Raw genomic sequence first — 17,165 nt, forward strand, 5'->3', positions numbered from 1 at the left:
GCCTCCTTAGCTCAGTTGGCCAGAGCACCGCTCTTGTAAAGCGGGGGTCGTCGGTTCGAATCCGACAGGGGGCTCCACGAACCCCTCCGTACCGGCGATTTTGCTCGGAACGGAGGGGTTTTTCGTGTCTGAAATGCAGGGCACTACACGTTTTCTACACGCTTTCAAGAAGGCAGACGACACCAGCGGGCTCCCCAGCTGCATAGAGGGAACCATGCAGTCAGAGAAGAAGGCCCTGAGGGCGACGACGGACCGAGACAACGTAGGGACGCTCAGGGATACAAATAAGACCGTCGGCAGGTGTCAACCCATTCCGGCGGATACCAGGAACAACACCTGTGCCGGCTGTACTTCCGACGCGTCGAAGCATCAGAGTTGCAGAGGCAGTGTGCGAAGGACGGCCAAGTACCGGACTGATTCTGAGCCTTTGAACGGGACCTCCTGATGGGAAGGTCCAGCCTGCCGATTGGCACTTGGGGAACGATCAGCGCCGCGAAGGACGAGACGACAGGGAAGTGGCGGGCCAGTTGCAGGTTCCGCGGCTGGGACGGGGCCACTCGGACGTACAGCAAGTTCGGTTCGACCAAGGGCAAAGCCACAACCGCGCAGCCAACCCCACTTTGAACGTGCGACGACAGACGCGAGAGACCAGACTTGAAGCTGTCAGCGGTCTCCTGGCCGGCTGGGGTGCAGCTAGTAATAGAGCGTCTCGCCCGTATCGAGGCGCACAACAATGCCCCATGCCTTTGGCCTGCTCTTCCCCATCACAGCCCTTTCATCTGGCCTCAATCTTCGCACTCAGTATCGGGCCCGCAGGATTGGCAGGGCGCACACTGCAGTGGCTCCTAATATTGACACATATCCTTACCTGGGTATGGTTTAGTGTATGCAGAACATGGACGGGATGACCGTCGCGGAGGTGGGGGAGAGGCTCGGTATCACCCGTGCGTCCGTTCATGGCCTGCTCGGCTCTGGCCAGTTGACGGCCAGTGGCAGGGCTGGCCGCATGTTGCTCATCGATCGTCAGTCGGTGGAGCGCCTGGCCCTGGCCGGTACCCGTCGCGGCCGCGCCTGGACGGCCAGGATTGCTTGGGCTGCATTGGCGCTGCTCTCTGGCCAGAACCCCACCTGGATCAGCGCTTCGGAGAAGTCCCGGTTGAAGAGGCGACTGCGTGAGCTGGACGCCGACGCCGTTCGTGTTCTTGCCCGGAACAAGGACATAACCCATCGCTATAGGGCGACTTCGGACGGGCTGGCCGCACTTAGCGACCACCTGATCCCAAGTGGCGCCTCGGCCATGCGCGAGGAGTCCATTGCAGGGACCTTCGGGATGGCCGGCGGGAGCGGGACTGCAGAGGGCTATGTCATGATCGGCGACGTATCCGCCCTCGCGGACGCGTTCGGCCTGGTTGAAGATCCAGACGGCAACGCCATCATTCATGAAGTCGATTTGGATGAACCCTTTGCCGACGGCCGGGCGCCGGTGGCAGCGATCGCCGTGGACCTCATGGACTCACTGGCAACCCGCGAACGCAGCGCCGGACAACGCGTCATCAACGAACTGCTCCATGTCTGAACCTGAACTGGACGCAGTCGCCGAAGCGGAAGATGACCGCGAGACCTGGGACGTGCCTGTGCCTCCTGGAGGCTGGGGAACACCATGGCCACAGTGCGTGGAACTGGCCCGTGCCCTGCCGTCCACCCAATGGACGTTGGTCGGTGGGCTCATGGTGCAACTGCACGCTGCGGCCGCCGGTCTTGCCGTCTCCAGGCCAACGGCGGATGTCGACATTGTGCTGCACATCGAGACCGGTGCGGCGACGACGACGAACCGGTACTCATCAGCATCCCGAATGCCCTCGGGGCGTTGGTCTTGAAAGGCGCGGCCTACCGCGAGGACTCCCGCGACAGGGATCGGCACCTCGATGATGCCGTCGTCCTCTGCGCGACCATCAGAACACCGCTGGCCACGGCGGCCCAGATGAAGGGCAGCGATAGGTCACGGGTTCTTTCCCTGCACAAAGAGCTGGCCGATCCGGGGCACCGATCGTGGCAGCTGCTGGACCCGGTCGACCGGACACCGGCGATGGACGCGCTGCGCATACTTGCCGCCAATCACAGCCTGCCGCCAGCCAACCGCCTCAAATCCGGCTGACAACGTCGAGGAGCGGCTGTCTAAAAACAATGGTCATAAAATCCCGGCCATTGTTATTTGACGTAAGAGCAAAGCGCAGGCTGAAACTACGCATGTCAAAGTTGAAGGGCTTGATGTGGCAGCATGCATGCTGTCGGGGCGATCAATCGCCCGTTCAGGAAGGGAACTCATAGTGCCACCGCGTCAAACACCTGCCCAAAAGTTGTCAGCGAAGCTATTGCTGGGCAATGAATGGGCGCCGATCACCACCCGGATGGGTTTCATCAACCTGCCCTTGGACGACAGCGCTCACGAGTGGCGGGTGTGGGCTCAAGGCCGTCCGACGGAAGGCGGGACAGGGGTTGGTGTCACTGAACTGAACGGCACGCTTCCCGAACTTTTCGAGAAACTCCTACCCCTCGACTGGAGCTATCGGTGGCTTCTTCTGGAGACGAGCAACCCGGAATGGACTGCCATCGTGGACAACTCCCGCGGAGGGTCCAACCTTCATGCCGCCCTTCACATGCATTTCCCGGACGCCCGCGGAATCACTACTGTCGAGGTCGAGGACGAACCCCGGAACATCAAACGGTTCGACGATGAACCAGGCCGAGGCCGTTGGGGTTCACGGACCTTCACAGTCCACGACAAGGAAGGGCTGAAGCGGTTCCTGAGCCTCAGCAACTTTGAGCCGTGGAAATTCAACCAGAATGGCGAGCCCTACGATTTCGAGGACACGTCCAAGTACGAGGAACCGAAAACGACGGACCGGTTCACCCACGAGATGCTCGTCGAGTACTGCCGTCAGCTTGGACTGGAGCCGTTCGAGGATGACTTCTACGTCGCGACCGGCCGCGCAGTGATGATCGAATTGCTTGGGGATTCCCGGGAACGGCTCGGATACACCTTGGCAGAAGCCAGAGCAGGCTACGAGGATCTGACCCAACGGGTCTGCCAGGAGCCGGTTGAATGGAAGCAGCTCCACCCGTCCGGCGTCGAATACCCGCCCTATGATGCGACGTTCCCGATGACCGGGTACAAGCGCTTTGCCAAGCCCACCCCTTGGGATGACGCCCGGACCGAATTTGAGCAAAGCCTGCAGCGGTACAGCTCTCATCCGGCGGAGGCATCCCTGAGCGTAGGCCTCGATGAGCATGGGACATTGGCCTACCCGACGTTTGAGATCACCAACCCGCGACTCAGTGTCCTGGTCGCCCCGACACTGCTGGAAGCGCCGGCAGCGGTGCGTGAGTACACGGCGGCGTTCATCAGCGTCCAGTACGAGAAGTTCAACGGTATGTCCGTCTACAAGGCGTTCTATCCGAACAAGAAGCAGATGGCCGTCATCCGGAAGCTCTACAAGGACCAAGGCCTGTACCCGTTCGACCAGCCATCCGATGGCGTCTACTACACACTGGCGCTGGACAAGATGGTCCGCATGACGACAGACCTGAAACTGACATCGGAGCTCGTGGACTGGGAGAACACCATCGCTCAGGCAGGCCCCAAGGAGGTGGCTGCGCCGGACCGGAGAAGCCACTCGAAGGCGTGGGACATCCGGCTGCACATCCAGGAGAACGAGGACGCCATCTGGAACGCCGAACTCGACGACCGCTGCGTGTGAGGTCTGCGCCTGACTACTACTGACCGGTGGCGTGCTCGGCCCAGTAGATGGCTCTGCGGACGGCCTCGGTCCGCTGTTGGGTCGGACAGGATGAGGCTGATTGCGTAGAACGGGATGAAGATCAGGGCCATGAGCGGGCCGAAGATGACCCCTGCTTCCTTGGCAGCGTTCAAGGCCGACAGTTGATGTCGTCAGCCTCAAACTGCTGTGGTGAAGTGAACTAATGTCCTACCGATCGCCGAGCTTCTCCAAGACCTCGGCAGGCGGCTCCGGTGTTGGCCGGTCCGCGGGGATGACGACCCAGACGATGCCGTGCTCGTCCTGTCGGGTGGTGGCCGCAAGTGTGCCTAGGGGTTCGGCAAGATTGATCGCTATGTCCCGCGCGTAGCCTTCGATGGTGCCGTCCGCTGAGGTGGGCGTGAACTCGAACCGGTGGCCCAGGATCGTGGTTGGGTCCATGGAGCGGCGGTGCACTACGCAGGCGGCCGGTCCGTCCTCCCAGATGCCGATGATCTTCACGTCCACGGTCCAGTAGCGGTCGACCGCGTCGTCTATGTGCTGAACCAGGTGCATGGCGGGCCAAGCTTTCTAAACAACTCGCGCCGAGCCGACGTGCCTTAACTATTCGAGACCAGAATGTTGGCGTGTACCTTGGTGAAGCCGGAAGCTTCCAGGTCTTTGGTGTCGTAGCCGTCTGGGACGAGAATGGATGTTTTCTGGTCAGGCCCTGACGCCTTCAGGATCTCTCCACGTCCTGAACCCTTTCCTGCGCAACTGGCGTGCCAGCCGGCGGGGTTTTCAACGGGATAGACAGCGAGGCATGAGGTAAGCCCTTCCTCATCCTGTCCGAGGAAGAATTTCTTACCGTTGGCCTCGGCGACCAAAAGTACTTTGCTCAGGTTTGTGTCGGGCCCGAAATTCACACCGTCGGGAAGGCTGTCGCTCGCTGTGGATTGACGCTCGAGCGCCTTGAAACCGGGTGCCTCGCCGGAACAACCCGCGAGAAACGAACTAACTGCGAGCGTCGTGACTAGGAATGCGAACTTTGGCTTCTTAATGGCGCTGCCCCCTCAGGCTCTTGTGTGTTTGATTCTAGCCACAACGCAGGAAAGCCCCGCCGATGGGGGACCGGCGGGGCTTCCAATTCAAAACTATGCCTGTCTGGTTCCACCACCAATTGGATTCGCTAACAGCATTTCGCTTGAATACGTAGCTGTCATTCGAGCTGAAGCAGACGGCCGGTCTGCGGAGTCAAAGGCGACGGAGGATCTCTCCGTCGCCTTTGACTCCTGCGTATAGGGACCGTCAGTGGGTTCGTTTTGCGTTACCGCGGGCAGCACGGCGTGCGATGCCCTTCGGGATGCCGCGTTTGGCTATGTAGATCAGCACTCCCACGACGATGAGAACGAGTATGACTACTGCGGCAATGATGAGGTGCCAGGCGGCGATTCCACCCATGGTGATCCTCCTTGGATAATTAGGACGAGTAGGTCATGTAGGCTCCGCCGAAGCCAACATTCAGCTGAACCCAGAAGTTGAACGCGAAGGGCGTACCGGCAGGATAGGCGAGGACGGTCAAGCGAGCCGTCGCGGGGGCCCCGGGTGTTTCATACTCTCGAGTTACCGCGAACTCCGTCTGTTCTGCGCTCGATGCTCCGCCGATGATGTAATCGGGGGAGTAGATGCTTCGAATGTAGTCGACATTGTTATCGACAGCAGAGTAGTCGGCGCGGAAGCCCATGTAGACCAGGCCCGCCCAGAAGTCGACCAAGCAATTGTCGTAGTTCTCGGTCGCTCCGACACGGTAGTACCCGCACTCGCTGATACCACGGGTTGTTATTTCGCCCTCTTGAGGCGCGGCCGCTGGCTTTTGAATTGACGTGACGTTAACGGAGCCGTCAGCGAACCGGGAAACAGTTTCTGTCTTGCCCGTCTTCTCGACGGTTTGGGTATCCACCGGCGTGGCCCCATTCAATGAGTCCCAGGTCTCACCACGCTGGTATTTGGCGACCAGTCTCTCCTGAGTTTCCGCCGTTACGTTGTAAAGGGTAAGGAACTCACGAGCCTGTTCCAGGGACTGGTTCACGTCTGAAACGGCCACTTTGGGTGCCGGCGACTGAGCAGCTGTTGCTGCCGGAACAGATGCCATGGTCAAACCAGCAGCAAGAAGAATTGCGGTTCCGAACGCGGATTTTTTCAAGGTATCCCCCAGTAATCTTGACTATTTTTCGGTCCGTTGCCGATCAGTCCAGTGTTAAGAGAGGATCTGAGGATTGCAAGTCAAGTCCCCCACTGCAGTGAAAGGTCCGCTGTGCCGGGTCATAGAGGGTGGGGTTGTGGCTTGGCACCACGAGCCTCGCGGAGCCGCTTCCCAGCGTCTGGAGGGAAGCACACGTCTCATAAGGCAGCGATGATTATCTCAGGTGTTTACGGGCTACGAGCCGCCGAGCAGGTAGTGGAGCCGGTCCCGCCTGCTGACCCCGTGGCGGCGTTGCAAGCCAGCCGGGCAGGTGGAGCCCAGCAGCCTTTCCGGACCACACTGTTCCACACCGGCATCAATTCGGGGCCGGTCACCATGACTGTAGACGTCCTAGGTGCCCGTCCCGAGTCTGTTCTGGAAGGGTGGGAGGACGTTCATGAAGTCTCAGCCAATCTTCCTGCAGGGCGGGTGGCCGCCGGCGGACCCATGGAGGAACTGACGGCCTTGGGAGAAATGGGGGAGGACGAATCCGGAGACTACAGAATCCGAGTGTCCGCTGTGGGCCGCGATGCGGCTCCCGACTTGGTCTCTTCGACAGCTGTTGAAGACTATCTGGTGCAGATCTGGCCTGAGGCGGTGTTAGCGCCGCGGGTTCTCTCCGCAACTTCGCAGCAGCGCCAGTACTGGGCGGCCAGGCTGGGCTAAGCGTGTGGTGGCGGAGCTACTTGAGCTCAGCCGCCACTTCGGCTCCCTGAGAAACTCTTGCGGAGAGGGCATGGCGCCTACATCTGGCGGACATGGGCACCCCTGCCCATATACGCCAGAAACCCCCGCTGATAGTTTCGCTCTATCCATACAGGACTATTTGGGGGAGTAACCATGAAACGCAGAATTGCCGCAGCATTGCTCGGATTGGGCATCGCAGGTTCCACACTCGTCGGCGGTGCGATTCCTGCCCAGGCGGCCACGTTGAGGGTGTACACCTATGAGTCACTTTCAACGTGCAACCAGGCCGCTGAATACTACGCCCAGCGCGGCACTATCGTTCAGTACTGCACCGTCATCAGCACCGTCAACGGTGTGCCGGTCAAATGGCGTCTGATGTTCAACATGTAGGAGTGTGCTGGCACGTCGCTGCCCGCCACGATGCCTTATTCAAGGACTACAGCAGGCCCACTCCAGGCATGACACGAAACGGGACACGCCGTCTCGTAGGGCGAGGGATTCAATCTGCTCCGGCCGATCGATCATGCAGATCTTGTGGGACTCCTGAGGGGTCGTCTCCCTAAGCCGAGTCACGTCGCTTATTCGCCCCAGCCTACGCAACGCACACGATGGAGCGGGCCCGACGAGAAGTAGAAGCGCTGCATGGACGTCAGCCGGGCTACTGGGGTTTGTACGATCTCAGCTGGCTGATCTTCTGCCGTGTCGCCACGATCAGAGGGCGTGCCGCGACAACCCCTGCCTTCAAAGTGCCAGGAACCTTACTCCAGCTGCTGCGGAACGGCTCCCGGTCTCGCAGGTTTTGCGTCAGTCCCCATGTTGTTCGGGTGAAGTGCACGGCCATCACTACGGTGAACAGGGAAATCGCCAGGCCGGCAGCCGATGCCACTACGATCATCACGCCGGTGATGTGCACTAGGAGGACGGCAGGGATCACTACTGTGGGGGCGTCAAGAAGGTCCATATTCGTTTCTCGTTGGTTGGTCTGGTGGATCGGCTGTTGTGCGGTGTGGCCGTGGCTGGGCGGCGGTGTTACACGTCTTTCAGCGGGCGCACCTTCATATTATTGAAAGTCTCGGGACGCTGTTCGGCACTAATGCCGGACGCTGGCCCCTGGCGTGGTCTTCTGACGAAGCTGCGTCAGGCCGGCGACAGTCAGCCCGGCGGTGAGAGCCAACGCTGCTACCCAGAGGGTCAAGCCGACGAGGTCGTGAACGGCCATTTGGGGGAGACGTCGGTCCGGTACAGCAACGACGCCGATGAACGCGCCAATGAGTCCGAAGTAACTGCCGGTCATAAATCGTTGGTGAGCGCGGATGTTGCCCTTACGGACGGACCACAAGCCCAGGGTCAAGGTGCAGAAAGTCAGCACAGAAAGTGCGTGAAGCCAGTTGAACCCGCCGTCGATGGTCCGGATCCCGAATGAGGTGAGGACGACGACGTACATGGTCGCCGCCCAGATGCGGCCCAGGATCTTGTGTGCTGCGGTGCCTTTGTTGCGCTTGAGCAGGTTTACGGCGCCGAAGATCAGGGCGTAGCCCGCAGCGATGGCGTGCAGGGCGATCAGGAAAGTCCACGGCGAAGGCATACGGCCAGCCTAGCGAGTCGGACGGGCAGTGACGGACTGCGGCAACATGGGCGCAATGATCGGAATCGCTGCCCTGTTCGGCTCGAACGTCCGTAGTCTCTGGCGGCGATCAGAATCGTGGCCGCTATATTGGTCAACTGGATTCTCCGGAGGCACACGGTAGTGGCAGCTACTCACTGCAAATCCTTGCCTGCGTAGCCTTCGAGCGTTTTTATGGCGTGTACTCGCCCGGCCAGAACTCCTTGGCACCTGCAGCAGCAGCCTTGAGCTGTCCGCCGTCGAGAATTAGAGAGCTTTCCTCGATGCCGAGGGCGGGCCATTGCGTGACCAGCCGAAGGTCGCCTTCCTCGGGAAGGGGCCACAGCCAGAGTGATCCCGAGCCGGCAAGTTCGTCGTCACCGCCACTGCCTCCACCGCCGTTGAAGGAGAGGACGGGAGCTGTGGGCTGCTGTGACGGGTCCATGTACCGGCCACCTCCGTGGGCTCCGGTGAAAGCGCGGGAACCGTCAGGGAGTTCTACGCCGAACAGCAGAAGCACGTCCAGCAGATTTTGTTCGGGCTTCGGCCGGAACCCGTGCTGGAAGAACACGCCATTGAGGGCTTCCCATTCCTCGTCTGTCTCGTCGGCCCGGCGGATGATCCAGGTCAGATCGAAATTGCATCCGGTGGAGAACACTTCAACGCCCTTGACGGCGATCACCCTGGTGGGGCTGAAGTACAGGAACTGACCGATGTGGACCAGCGCGGGGAGCTCGTAGCGGGGTGTTCCGGACCATGGCGGGGGAACGAAGCGGCCTTGGCGCCCACGTTTGGGCTGGGTTGGAATGGGGAAATCCTGGAAGAAGGCCATGGGGTCCTTTGCTCGCTGGTTTCGACCGACCAGCGGAACGACCGATGATGCCGCGCGTCGTTGTGGATCCCCCAATCCGTCCTTCACGACGAGTCTAGCCGTGTAGGTCGGGATGCCGGCAAGAAGCTCCTTGTCAGTCTGCATTGACGCAATGACTCATGTCAGTCTAGCCTGACAGCATGGAAGCTGATGAACTCTCCGAGCAGATCCACTCCACCAACCCCGCCGTCGGATTGCGGGCCGTGGGTGCCCTTCACCGCCTGGCCGAGCAAGTGGAAGCCGTCCATGTCCGGGCGGCACGCGAGCAAGGCTGGACGTGGGAGCAGATAGGTGACGCTTTGGGTGTTTCCCGGCAATCGGTGCATGCCAAATACAGGGAATGACCAGTTACGGAGAATGACCAAGTACAGGGAATGAGTTGAGCAATGTTTGAGCAATTTACCCATGACACCCGCCGGATCGTGGGGTTTGCCATGGAAGAAGCACGCAGTCTGGGCGACAAGCGAATGGGAACTGAGCACCTGCTCCTGGGGGCACTCCACGAACGCGGCCCCGCTGATGTCCTGGGCGTCTCCCTGGACGATGCGCGGAAGGCGGCGGCCAGGCTTGACGCCGCTGCGCTGGAGGCCATCGGCTTCAAAGGCAAGGGACTTGTACGAGCACCCATGCCAACCCGCGGAAGGAAGCCGCCTTTCAGCTCCGGAGCCAAGGAGGTCATGGCGAGCATGGTGAAATCTGCTGTGGATCAAAAATCCCGGAAGATCACCGCATCGAGCCTTTTACTCTCCCTGTTGGATCGGGAGGAGCATGACCCCGTGTCCGCCCTGTTCGAGGAGCTCAAGGTAAACCGTGAAGCTGTTCGAGAACGGCTGCTCTCCCAATAGTCCCGAAGAGAGTCCAAGTAGCGGGAGGCTCCAACGGGAGCAAAAAACGAGTACACATTACTCGTGTCCCCGCGGGTGGGGGCGACTTGACTGAATCCAGCGGATCCAAGCAACGGCCCATGACCCCCCTCGTCGGCCGGTGCTGCCCATCGGATCTGCGGCGCAGGGCCGGACGCATCTCCCGGAAGTGCTGTCCGGCCCTGACGCGAGGGCTGCGCGGCTGGGACGACGACGGCGACGCCCCAGCGTGTGGAGGCGTCGCCGTCGTGATGGTGCCAAGTGGCGCCTATGGCGTGGGGCTGCCCCCGTTGACGTTGAGGGTCTCGCCCACTACGTAGCTGGATTCCGCCGACGCCAGGAAGACATAAGCCGGAGCCAATTCGGCCGGCTGCCCGGCGCGGCCCAGGGGAGTGGACTGGCCGAACTCGGGGAGCTCTTCCTTGGGTTGACCGCTGCTGACCTGCAGGGGAGTCCAGATGGGTCCGGGTGCAACAGCGTTGACGCGGATGCCCTTCGGTGCGAGCTGTTGCGCGAGTCCCTTGGTGAAGTTGTTGATGCTCGCCTTGGTCGTGGCGTAGTCCACCAGGGTGGGCGACGGGTTATATGCCTGGATGGACGTGGTGTTGATGATCGTCGAGCCCGCCGGCAGGTGCGGGAGCGCCGCTTTTGTCAGCCAGAACATTGCATACACATTGGTCTTCTGTGTGTGGTCGAATTGCTCGTCCGTGATGTCAGCCAGGTTCTCCTGGGCAACCTGCTTTCCGGCGTTGTTGACCAGGATGTCCACGCCGCCCAAAACCGCGACGGCGGTGCCCACCAGTTCCTGGCAGGTCGCCGGGTCCTTGAGGTCGCCGGGGACTTTCACGGCCTTACGGCCTGCTGCCTCGATAAGTGCCGCAATCCGCGCGGCGTCCTCTTCTTCTTCGGGCAAGTAGGACAGTACGACGTCGGCCCCCTCACGTGCGAAGGCGATGGCGGTGGCTGCGCCGATCCCTGAGTCGGCGCCGGTGATGATCGCCTTGCGCCCCTCAAGCCGTCCGGTGCCGCGGTAGCTTTCCTCGCCGAGATCCGCCTTGGGCGTGAGTTCGGCGTCGAGGCCGGGCTCGGGCTGGTGCTGCTTTGGCGGGGAGATCTGCTCGTAGGCGGTGACCGGGTTGCGGAAGGTGTACTGGTCAGTCATTGTGGTCCTCCGGTTTCTTAGGCGTGAAACACGAAAGCTAAGTAAGCTTATGATTTCCAGCCTAGACACGTGAAGGCGTCCCTGCCAAACCGGGGAACCACCTCCCGTATCAAGCTGCTGTGTGCACCGCCACGGAAGCCCGTTCAACGGCGGGGCACGCGATTTTCACGGGGCCGTCGCCAGCGGCCTGATCCAGGCCGAGCAACATGCGGACGCCGGCCGCCCCGAGTTCGTAGTGCGGCAGGGAAACGGTGGACAACGGCGGGCGGAGGTGCGCGGCAATGACCTCCTGGTTATCGAAGCCCACAACGGCCATGTCCTCAGGAATGGCGAGCCCGTGTTCCCGCAGGCCATCGTAGAGGCCCATGGCCATGCGGTCGTTGTAGCAGTAGACGGCGGAAACGTTGAGCTTGAGCAGCTCCTCCGTCGCGCCGTAGCCACCTTCCTGGTCCGGGTACGCCTCCATCACCAGTTCCGGATCGAAAGCAATTCCCTCCGCTTCCAACGCCTCCCGGTAGCCCTCGAGCCGGCCGTCCTTGGCCGGAGCGGGAGTGGTGGTGTTGATGAAGGCGATACGACTATGCCCCCCGCGCAGCAGGATTTCCGTGGCCGATTTCCCGCCCTGGGCTTCATCGGGCACTACGGCACGGGATGCCGGCGAATCCGGCGAAAAACAGTTGACCAGCACGAAGTCGGACTCACGAAGGGTTTCCGGAACTTCCGTGGCCCGGTGGAACCAGGTTGAGTACAGGATGCCGCGGACCTTGTACTCCAGCATCATGGCGATCGCGTCCTTTTCCAGGTCCACGTTTCCTTCGGTGTTGGCGATCAGCAGGGCGTAACCGTGCTTCCAGGCTTCGTCCTGCGCGCCGTGGATGATCTGCCCCGCGAACGGGGTGGTTGCCACGCCGTCCGCTACGAGTCCGATGAACTTGGAAGTTCCGCTGACCAGATTCTTCGCCATCGCATTGGGCCGGTAGCCCAGGAGCTGGATGGCCTCCAGAACGCGCTGCCGTGTGTCGTCAGCGATGCGGGCGTTCTTCTTCTTGTTGATGACCAAGGAGACAGTTGCCGTCGAAACACCGGCTGCTTCAGCAACTTCGCGGAGGGTTACCGGATGGGCGCGGTCGGTAATAGTTGGAACATCGGCCGCGCTGCCTGAATTTTTCTCCTGCGAAATCATCTGTCCTCCATCAGGAGTATATCCATCCGCTGTGGTGGTCATCCCTTGCTCGCCCCGCTCTCCAGGCCCTGGATCATGGCCTTGTTCAACACCAGGAAGACCAGCAGCAGCGGTGTGATGGTCACGCAAACAGCAGCAAATGTTGCTGTCCAGTCCACCTTGCCCATGGCGCCGATGTAGTTCTGCAGACCGAGGGGAATGGTCTTGAGGTCCTCGGAGAGGACAAAGGTGTTGGCGAAAATGAAGTCGTTCCAAATGAAGATGCTGTTGACCAGGACCACGGTCACCACGGTGTTCAGCGACAACGGCAGGGTAATCAGGCCGAAGATCCGGTACGGCCCGGCACCATCCAGGGAAGCTGCTTCATAGGTTTCCCGGGGAATGTACTCAAAGAAGGACGAGAACAGGTAGATGGACATGGGCAGCGCAAAGCCGGCCAGGGGAATGATCATCGACTGATAGGTGTCCAGCAGATTCACGGTGGAGTAGTCGATGAACAGGGGGACCAGGGCGATCTGGACGGGAACGATGATGCCCACCAGGAACAACCCCCGCACGAACCGGCTCAATCGGAAGCCAAGGACCTGGATGGCGTACGCGGCCATCATGCCGAACAGGACGATGAGAAGGTTGGCGCCCATGGTCACTATGAAACTGTTGAGGATGTTCCGGCCGAGGTCACCCGTCTCAAAAGCCCGGGCGTAGTTGTCCCAGGTCAGTGCGCTCGGCAGGGCGAACGGGTCTCCGGTGGCGAAGTCCTGTTCCGTGCGGAGGCTTGTCAGGAACAGCCAGGCCAACGGATACACCTGGACGATCACGATCAGCATGATCAGGACCCGCGAAAGCGTCCGGTACAGGCTCGGCTTGCGGCGACGCCGTTTGGGTGCCGGCGCGGACGGCGGAACTGCCGGTGACTTGGTGGCCGGGGCTGTCTGGGCGATCATGAGTCTGCCTTCCGCTTGAGCATGAAAAGGATGAGGCCGACGGCGACGAGGCACTCGATCACGATGAAGACGGAGATGGTGCTTGCGTAGCCAAAGTCCGTACTGGTGAACGCTGTCTTGTACATGTAGGTGGTGAGCAGCTCGGAGGATTGTCCGGGGCCGCCGTTGGTCATGAGATAGGGGATGTCGAAGCCGCGCAGGCCGTAGGTGGTGGCCATGATGGTGGTAGTGATCCAGACAGGGCGGATGTACGGAAAACGGATCTTGGTGAAGAGCGTCCATTTGGAGGCGCCATCCAGGACGGCGGCCTCTTCAAGTTCCTTGGGAACGGCGATCAGTGCGGCGTAGATGATGAGCATGTAGAGCCCGGTGAATCGCCATCCCTCCGGGGCCGAAACTGCGGCAAGCACGGTATTCACATCGGAGAGCCAGGCGCGTTCAAAGGAACCGAGTCCCACCCAGTGCAGGAGCTGGTTGAGCAGGCCGACGGGATCGATTGAGTAGATGCGCACGAACAGGAAGGCGATCGCCACAGTGGAGATGACCGCGGGTAGCAGGTACAGGGTCTTGATGAGCTCCCGGCCCCGGCGCAGCGAGGTCAACAGGCTGGCGACAACCAGGGCGCCGCCAAGTTGCAGGACCAGGCAGATGGCCAGGTAGAGGAGCGCGTTGAAGAAGGAGCGCCAGAAAACATCATCGGCGGTGAGCATCCGGACGTAGTTCTGGAGCCCGACGAACTCCATGTCGCTGATGCCGTTCCAGGAAAAGAAGCTGAGAAACAGGGATTGCAGGATGGGGAACAGCACGGCTGCGCAGTACAGCAGCAGTGGAGGGAGCAGGAAGACCAGGACGGACGTCCTTGACCGGTTGGGAAGCATGGCGGGGCCTTTCGGGCGGGGGGCCTTGCGACCCCCCGCTGCTACGTTTACTTGAAGAACTTGGGCGCGTTCTGCTTGATGGCGTCGTTCATCGTGCTGGTGAACTGTTCGGGCGTGATGTTGCCTTGGACCAGCAGGACCAGCTCTTGCTGGAGCCTGCCGTTGGTGGTTGGGTCCAACTGCGTATCCCACGGCATGGCCTGCTTGTCACCAAGATCGTTGGCCGTCTCCAGCGCTTTCTTGTAGAGCGGGGTGGCGTTGGCCGGGATTGCCGTCTGAACATTGGTGGTGGGGGACAGTGCGCCGGTGGCCGCGTACTCGGACGGGTACTTCTCCAGGGCGAACTTCAGGAAGTCGCTGACCAACGGATCGTAGGTCTTCGAGTTCACGGCCATGCCGATGCCGGACGGTGAGACGAACTCGTTGGCCGCGGTCACGGACCCCTCAGTGGTGGGAAGGGTGAAGAAATCTATGTTGTCCCGGACTGCCGGGTTGAGCTTGTCCGTGGCAAGGCTAGGCAGCTCCCACGTTCCGATGTTGTACATGGCCGCCTGGCCGGACGTGAACTGGTTCTGCGCGTCCGAGTATCCCTGCGAAGAGAACCCGTCCTGGAAGCAATTGGCCTTGCCGAGATCAGCCATCCACTTGACTGTCTTCTGGCCCGGGGCGTCGGAGAATGAGGACTCGCCCTTCTTCAGTTTCTGCACGAAGTCAGGACCGGCTTCGCGGAAGGGCTGGTAGGCAACGTAGCGTTCCAGCGGCCACTGGTCCTGCCCGTCAATGGCGATCGGGGTGATCCCGGCCTTCCTCAAAGCCGTGCACATGGCCGGGATGTCATCGAGGGACTTGGGGATGGAAACGCCGGCCTTCTCCAGGAGGGCTTTGTTGTACCACATGAATTCCAGCTCGAATTGGAACGGAATCATGTAGAGCGAACCGTCGTCGAAACGCTGGTAGTCCAAGGCGCCCGGACGGTAGTCGTCGTAGAGGTTCAAGGATTTCAACAGCTTGTCGGCGTCCACCATCTTGCCTTGCTTCGCCAGTTGCTGGGCGAACGGGGTGGCGTCGGTGTCAAAAAGTTCAGGAAGCTTGTTCGCGGCAGCCAGGGTCTCAAGCTTCTGTATGTAGGACGGCCGGTCCGGTGTGGTGATGAGGTTCAGCGCGAAGCCGGGGTGGTCCTTGGCATAGTCATCGGCGAGCTTCTTCATGATGTTGATGACTGCGCCGTCGGCGGGCCTGGAGAGCAGCCACGAGATTTCGCGGGGTTTGATCTCGCCGGTGGGGCTGACGTTGGCAGGGTCGGCGGTGCTTCCTCCGCCGCCGCAGGCTGTCAATGCCAGTGCGGCTGCGGCTGCGACGGCGGCAACGCGGAGTAGTTTTTTCATTGCGGCAATCTCCCTTGATTGGAACAGAGGTTGGGGTTGGGGGTATTAGTTTTCGGTGCGTTGACGGATTTCGAGTTCGGTGACGCTGACGGAACCTTCACCGGCGAAAACGCCGATCCGTCCCGCCGTCAGGTCGTAGATCCGGGCGCTGAGCGCAACTTGGCGGTCGACGACGGCGACGCAAGTGTCGCCGTCGACGATCACCTCAAGGCTGTGCTCGCCCGGGGTGAGGTCGCAGGGGCGTTCCAGTTCGATATCGAAGGGGACGTCCCCGGAAACGTGCCACTGGGCGTCGCCGGTGATGGCGCGGGGCCATCGGTCAAAGACCAGGCGGCCGCGCTTTGGTTCCAGGCGCAGGATGTAGGACTGGTCGCCGTCGTGGCTTGCCCGCAGGAGCAGGCCGCATTCGGTGGTGTCGGGCCCTATGTCCAGCACGGCTTTGGCGTAGAACTGCGAGGGGAGCTCCTCCCGGGATACCAGGGCTGCGTAGCTGTCCGGCACGTCCAAAGCTGCCGGCAGCTCGTCCGCCAGCGATACGTGCACGTCTTCCCAAAAGCTCTCCACCAGTTCATCCGCGAAGGAGAACCCGAGGGTGCCATCCGGATTCTGTCGGGCCTCCAGGACGGACATGGTGCCGGCCCATTCCCAAGGGCCGTGGTCCTTGTTGCCTTCCTTGCTGGCGATCCATCCGAAGAAGAAGCGGCGTCCGTCGCGTTCGGCTGTTTTGGACGCATAGAAGGCCCGGCCATCGATGCTGTCCAGGTTCGGTACGGTCCATGGGCCGTCAGGGCTCTTGGCCATCCGGTACCGCGTGGTGAACGATTCCGAGAATTCTGAGTAGACCATGTACCACCAGTCGCCCCACTGGAAAACGTCCGGGCATTCGTGAGTGATGTAGCGGCGGGGATCCCAGAAAGGCTCGGTGTGCTCCCAGGTCATCAGGTCCGTGGATACGCACTGGGCGATGACACCGCGACGCCGCTCGGGTCCTTCTGAATGCCGAGCCGCGAGCAGCATCCGCCACTGGCCTTTGGCTTCATCCCGAAAAACGAAGGGATCCCGCCAGTCCCCGGATTCGTACCCGTCGGGAGCTCCGAAGGTGAGCTCCGGGTGCTTGGTCCAGCTCTGCATGCCGTCGGTACTGGTGGCGTGCATGACCAGTTGGAGCGGTGCGCCGTCGGGGCCCAGGTTGCGGGGGTTCTGGCCGGTGTAGAACAGGTGGTGGACTCCGGCGTCATCGACGACGACGCTGCCCGTGTAGGCGTTGAAGTCCAGTTCCGCTTCGGTTCCGTGCGGGAGGGCAACGCCGTGGTCCTCGAACTGGGTGAGGTCCTTGGTGGTGATGAGGTTCCATGAAGTGCCCGGTTTGGGCTGTGACCGGACTTCATGGAGGTAGTAGAGCCAAAACTCCCCGTCTTTCTCGAAAGGGATGAGGTCGCCGACCCAGCCGTCGGCGGGTTGGAAGAAGACTGAGCGTTTCATCTGCGCTGATGTCCATTCTGCTAAAGCGTTTGATCACACTGAAGGTAGCGCAGGTCACACACATTGATCAAGCGTTTTAGCAAAGTTAATTTGCTCAAAAATATTCTTCG

Annotated in this window: 21 protein-coding genes and 1 tRNA gene; 9 read left to right on the plus strand and 13 right to left on the minus strand. The window is 61.1% G+C overall.

Annotation, left to right across the window (positions count from 1 at the left end; translation table 11 throughout):
- The 5 genes from PYR64_RS02670 (at nt 1) to PYR64_RS02690 (ending at nt 3,758) form a co-directional block, all read left to right on the plus strand.
- Nucleotides 1-77, plus strand: a tRNA-Thr gene (locus PYR64_RS02670).
- 809 nt (nt 78-886) lie between these two features.
- The gene (locus PYR64_RS02675; RefSeq protein ID WP_275778196.1) at nt 887-1,576 is read left to right on the plus strand and encodes a helix-turn-helix domain-containing protein; all 690 of its coding nucleotides are present in this window, start codon (nt 887-889) and stop codon (nt 1,574-1,576) included.
- Nucleotides 1,569-1,877 (plus strand): hypothetical protein, encoded by a 309-nt coding sequence (locus tag PYR64_RS02680; protein WP_064723544.1) that lies wholly within the window; start codon nt 1,569-1,571, stop codon nt 1,875-1,877. The genes PYR64_RS02675 and PYR64_RS02680 overlap by 8 nt, the downstream gene beginning before the upstream one ends.
- Entirely contained in the window at nt 1,874-2,155 is a 282-nt protein-coding gene (locus PYR64_RS02685; protein WP_055974205.1) for a hypothetical protein, read from the plus strand. The genes PYR64_RS02680 and PYR64_RS02685 overlap by 4 nt, the downstream gene beginning before the upstream one ends.
- 172 nt (nt 2,156-2,327) lie before the next feature.
- Nucleotides 2,328-3,758 (plus strand): hypothetical protein, encoded by a 1,431-nt coding sequence (locus PYR64_RS02690; RefSeq protein ID WP_275778199.1) that lies wholly within the window; start codon nt 2,328-2,330, stop codon nt 3,756-3,758.
- 228 nt (nt 3,759-3,986) lie between these two features.
- Here PYR64_RS02690 and PYR64_RS02695 read toward each other — a convergent pair whose 3' ends face one another.
- From PYR64_RS02695 to PYR64_RS02710, 4 genes are all read right to left on the minus strand, one after another.
- Entirely contained in the window at nt 3,987-4,331 is a 345-nt protein-coding gene (locus PYR64_RS02695; RefSeq protein ID WP_079582573.1) for a hypothetical protein, read from the minus strand.
- A gap of 44 nt (nt 4,332-4,375) precedes the next feature.
- Nucleotides 4,376-4,681, minus strand: coding sequence for a hypothetical protein (locus PYR64_RS02700; protein WP_275778201.1), 306 nt, complete (start codon nt 4,679-4,681; stop codon nt 4,376-4,378).
- 382 nt (nt 4,682-5,063) lie between these two features.
- Entirely contained in the window at nt 5,064-5,216 is a 153-nt protein-coding gene (locus PYR64_RS02705; protein ID WP_018779902.1) for a hypothetical protein, read from the minus strand.
- 19 nt (nt 5,217-5,235) lie between these two features.
- On the minus strand, nt 5,236-5,958 hold the full coding sequence (locus PYR64_RS02710) for a hypothetical protein (RefSeq protein WP_039239874.1): 723 nt from the start codon (nt 5,956-5,958) through the stop codon (nt 5,236-5,238).
- 210 nt (nt 5,959-6,168) lie between these two features.
- Between PYR64_RS02710 and PYR64_RS02715 the strand changes: the two genes are divergently transcribed.
- The gene (locus PYR64_RS02715) at nt 6,169-6,663 is read left to right on the plus strand and encodes a hypothetical protein (protein ID WP_275778204.1); all 495 of its coding nucleotides are present in this window, start codon (nt 6,169-6,171) and stop codon (nt 6,661-6,663) included.
- 174 nt (nt 6,664-6,837) lie between these two features.
- Nucleotides 6,838-7,074 carry a hypothetical protein gene (locus tag PYR64_RS02720; RefSeq protein ID WP_018779905.1) on the plus strand — a complete coding sequence of 79 codons (237 nt, stop codon included), beginning with the start codon at nt 6,838-6,840 and terminating at the stop codon, nt 7,072-7,074.
- Between the two features lie 268 nt (nt 7,075-7,342).
- On the opposite strand, the gene PYR64_RS02725 is transcribed toward PYR64_RS02720, so the two are convergent.
- The 3 genes from PYR64_RS02725 to PYR64_RS02735 all read right to left on the minus strand — a co-directional run bounded on the left by PYR64_RS02725 (nt 7,343) and on the right by PYR64_RS02735 (nt 9,263).
- A complete protein-coding gene (locus tag PYR64_RS02725; protein WP_275778206.1) occupies nt 7,343-7,645 on the minus strand; it encodes a hypothetical protein in 303 nt (100 codons plus the stop codon).
- A gap of 129 nt (nt 7,646-7,774) precedes the next feature.
- A complete protein-coding gene (locus PYR64_RS02730; RefSeq protein WP_275778208.1) occupies nt 7,775-8,269 on the minus strand; it encodes a DUF2306 domain-containing protein in 495 nt (164 codons plus the stop codon).
- Between the two features lie 211 nt (nt 8,270-8,480).
- Nucleotides 8,481-9,263, minus strand: a complete 783-nt coding sequence (locus PYR64_RS02735) for a hypothetical protein (RefSeq protein ID WP_275778210.1) — start codon at nt 9,261-9,263, stop codon at nt 8,481-8,483.
- A gap of 35 nt (nt 9,264-9,298) precedes the next feature.
- On the opposite strand from PYR64_RS02735, the gene PYR64_RS02740 reads away from it, so the two are divergent.
- Together PYR64_RS02740 and PYR64_RS02745 are read left to right on the plus strand one after the other, a co-directional pair.
- Nucleotides 9,299-9,502: a helix-turn-helix domain-containing protein gene (locus tag PYR64_RS02740; protein ID WP_039239890.1), complete on the plus strand. Its 204-nt coding sequence runs from the start codon at nt 9,299-9,301 to the stop codon at nt 9,500-9,502.
- A 42-nt stretch (nt 9,503-9,544) separates the two neighbouring features.
- Nucleotides 9,545-10,003 (plus strand): Clp protease N-terminal domain-containing protein, encoded by a 459-nt coding sequence (locus PYR64_RS02745; RefSeq protein ID WP_275778212.1) that lies wholly within the window; start codon nt 9,545-9,547, stop codon nt 10,001-10,003.
- A 286-nt stretch (nt 10,004-10,289) separates the two neighbouring features.
- On the opposite strand, the gene PYR64_RS02750 is transcribed toward PYR64_RS02745, so the two are convergent.
- The 6 genes from PYR64_RS02750 to PYR64_RS02775 form a co-directional block, all read right to left on the minus strand.
- Complete coding sequence (locus PYR64_RS02750; RefSeq protein WP_064723555.1) at nt 10,290-11,183, minus strand: glucose 1-dehydrogenase; 894 nt, start codon at nt 11,181-11,183, stop codon at nt 10,290-10,292.
- Between the two features lie 109 nt (nt 11,184-11,292).
- Complete coding sequence (locus PYR64_RS02755; protein WP_275778214.1) at nt 11,293-12,366, minus strand: LacI family DNA-binding transcriptional regulator; 1,074 nt, start codon at nt 12,364-12,366, stop codon at nt 11,293-11,295.
- A gap of 38 nt (nt 12,367-12,404) precedes the next feature.
- Nucleotides 12,405-13,310: a carbohydrate ABC transporter permease gene (locus PYR64_RS02760; RefSeq protein WP_055974167.1), complete on the minus strand. Its 906-nt coding sequence runs from the start codon at nt 13,308-13,310 to the stop codon at nt 12,405-12,407.
- Nucleotides 13,307-14,188, minus strand: coding sequence for a sugar ABC transporter permease (locus PYR64_RS02765; protein WP_018779914.1), 882 nt, complete (start codon nt 14,186-14,188; stop codon nt 13,307-13,309). Before PYR64_RS02765 ends, PYR64_RS02760 begins: the two co-directional genes overlap by 4 nt.
- A 47-nt stretch (nt 14,189-14,235) precedes the next feature.
- Nucleotides 14,236-15,573, minus strand: coding sequence for an extracellular solute-binding protein (locus PYR64_RS02770; protein WP_018779915.1), 1,338 nt, complete (start codon nt 15,571-15,573; stop codon nt 14,236-14,238).
- A gap of 45 nt (nt 15,574-15,618) precedes the next feature.
- The gene (locus PYR64_RS02775; RefSeq protein ID WP_079582580.1) at nt 15,619-17,055 is read right to left on the minus strand and encodes a GH32 C-terminal domain-containing protein; all 1,437 of its coding nucleotides are present in this window, start codon (nt 17,053-17,055) and stop codon (nt 15,619-15,621) included.
- Nucleotides 17,056-17,165: the final 110 nt, after the last annotated feature.

The organism is Paenarthrobacter sp. Y-19 (assembly GCF_029223985.1).
Classification (GTDB): domain Bacteria; phylum Actinomycetota; class Actinomycetes; order Actinomycetales; family Micrococcaceae; genus Arthrobacter; species Arthrobacter nicotinovorans.

Bases quoted from the DNA above. Each gene is read 5' to 3' on its own strand.
- PYR64_RS02775 (WP_079582580.1), bottom strand. From the start codon at position 17,055: ATGAAACGCTCAGTCTTCTTCCAACCCGCCGACGGCTGGGTCGGCGAC.
- PYR64_RS02675 (WP_275778196.1), top strand. From the start codon at position 887: ATGCAGAACATGGACGGGATGACCGTCGCGGAGGTGGGGGAGAGGCTC.
- PYR64_RS02680 (WP_064723544.1), top strand. From the start codon at position 1,569: ATGTCTGAACCTGAACTGGACGCAGTCGCCGAAGCGGAAGATGACCGC.
- PYR64_RS02740 (WP_039239890.1), top strand. From the start codon at position 9,299: ATGGAAGCTGATGAACTCTCCGAGCAGATCCACTCCACCAACCCCGCC.
- PYR64_RS02760 (WP_055974167.1), bottom strand. From the start codon at position 13,310: ATGATCGCCCAGACAGCCCCGGCCACCAAGTCACCGGCAGTTCCGCCG.
- PYR64_RS02725 (WP_275778206.1), bottom strand. From the start codon at position 7,645: ATGGACCTTCTTGACGCCCCCACAGTAGTGATCCCTGCCGTCCTCCTA.
- PYR64_RS02715 (WP_275778204.1), top strand. From the start codon at position 6,169: ATGATTATCTCAGGTGTTTACGGGCTACGAGCCGCCGAGCAGGTAGTG.
- PYR64_RS02765 (WP_018779914.1), bottom strand. From the start codon at position 14,188: ATGCTTCCCAACCGGTCAAGGACGTCCGTCCTGGTCTTCCTGCTCCCT.
- PYR64_RS02745 (WP_275778212.1), top strand. From the start codon at position 9,545: ATGTTTGAGCAATTTACCCATGACACCCGCCGGATCGTGGGGTTTGCC.
- PYR64_RS02720 (WP_018779905.1), top strand. From the start codon at position 6,838: ATGAAACGCAGAATTGCCGCAGCATTGCTCGGATTGGGCATCGCAGGT.
- PYR64_RS02755 (WP_275778214.1), bottom strand. From the start codon at position 12,366: ATGATTTCGCAGGAGAAAAATTCAGGCAGCGCGGCCGATGTTCCAACT.
- PYR64_RS02750 (WP_064723555.1), bottom strand. From the start codon at position 11,183: ATGACTGACCAGTACACCTTCCGCAACCCGGTCACCGCCTACGAGCAG.
- PYR64_RS02695 (WP_079582573.1), bottom strand. From the start codon at position 4,331: ATGCACCTGGTTCAGCACATAGACGACGCGGTCGACCGCTACTGGACC.
- PYR64_RS02730 (WP_275778208.1), bottom strand. From the start codon at position 8,269: ATGCCTTCGCCGTGGACTTTCCTGATCGCCCTGCACGCCATCGCTGCG.
- PYR64_RS02705 (WP_018779902.1), bottom strand. From the start codon at position 5,216: ATGGGTGGAATCGCCGCCTGGCACCTCATCATTGCCGCAGTAGTCATA.
- PYR64_RS02770 (WP_018779915.1), bottom strand. From the start codon at position 15,573: ATGAAAAAACTACTCCGCGTTGCCGCCGTCGCAGCCGCAGCCGCACTG.
- PYR64_RS02735 (WP_275778210.1), bottom strand. From the start codon at position 9,263: ATGCAGACTGACAAGGAGCTTCTTGCCGGCATCCCGACCTACACGGCT.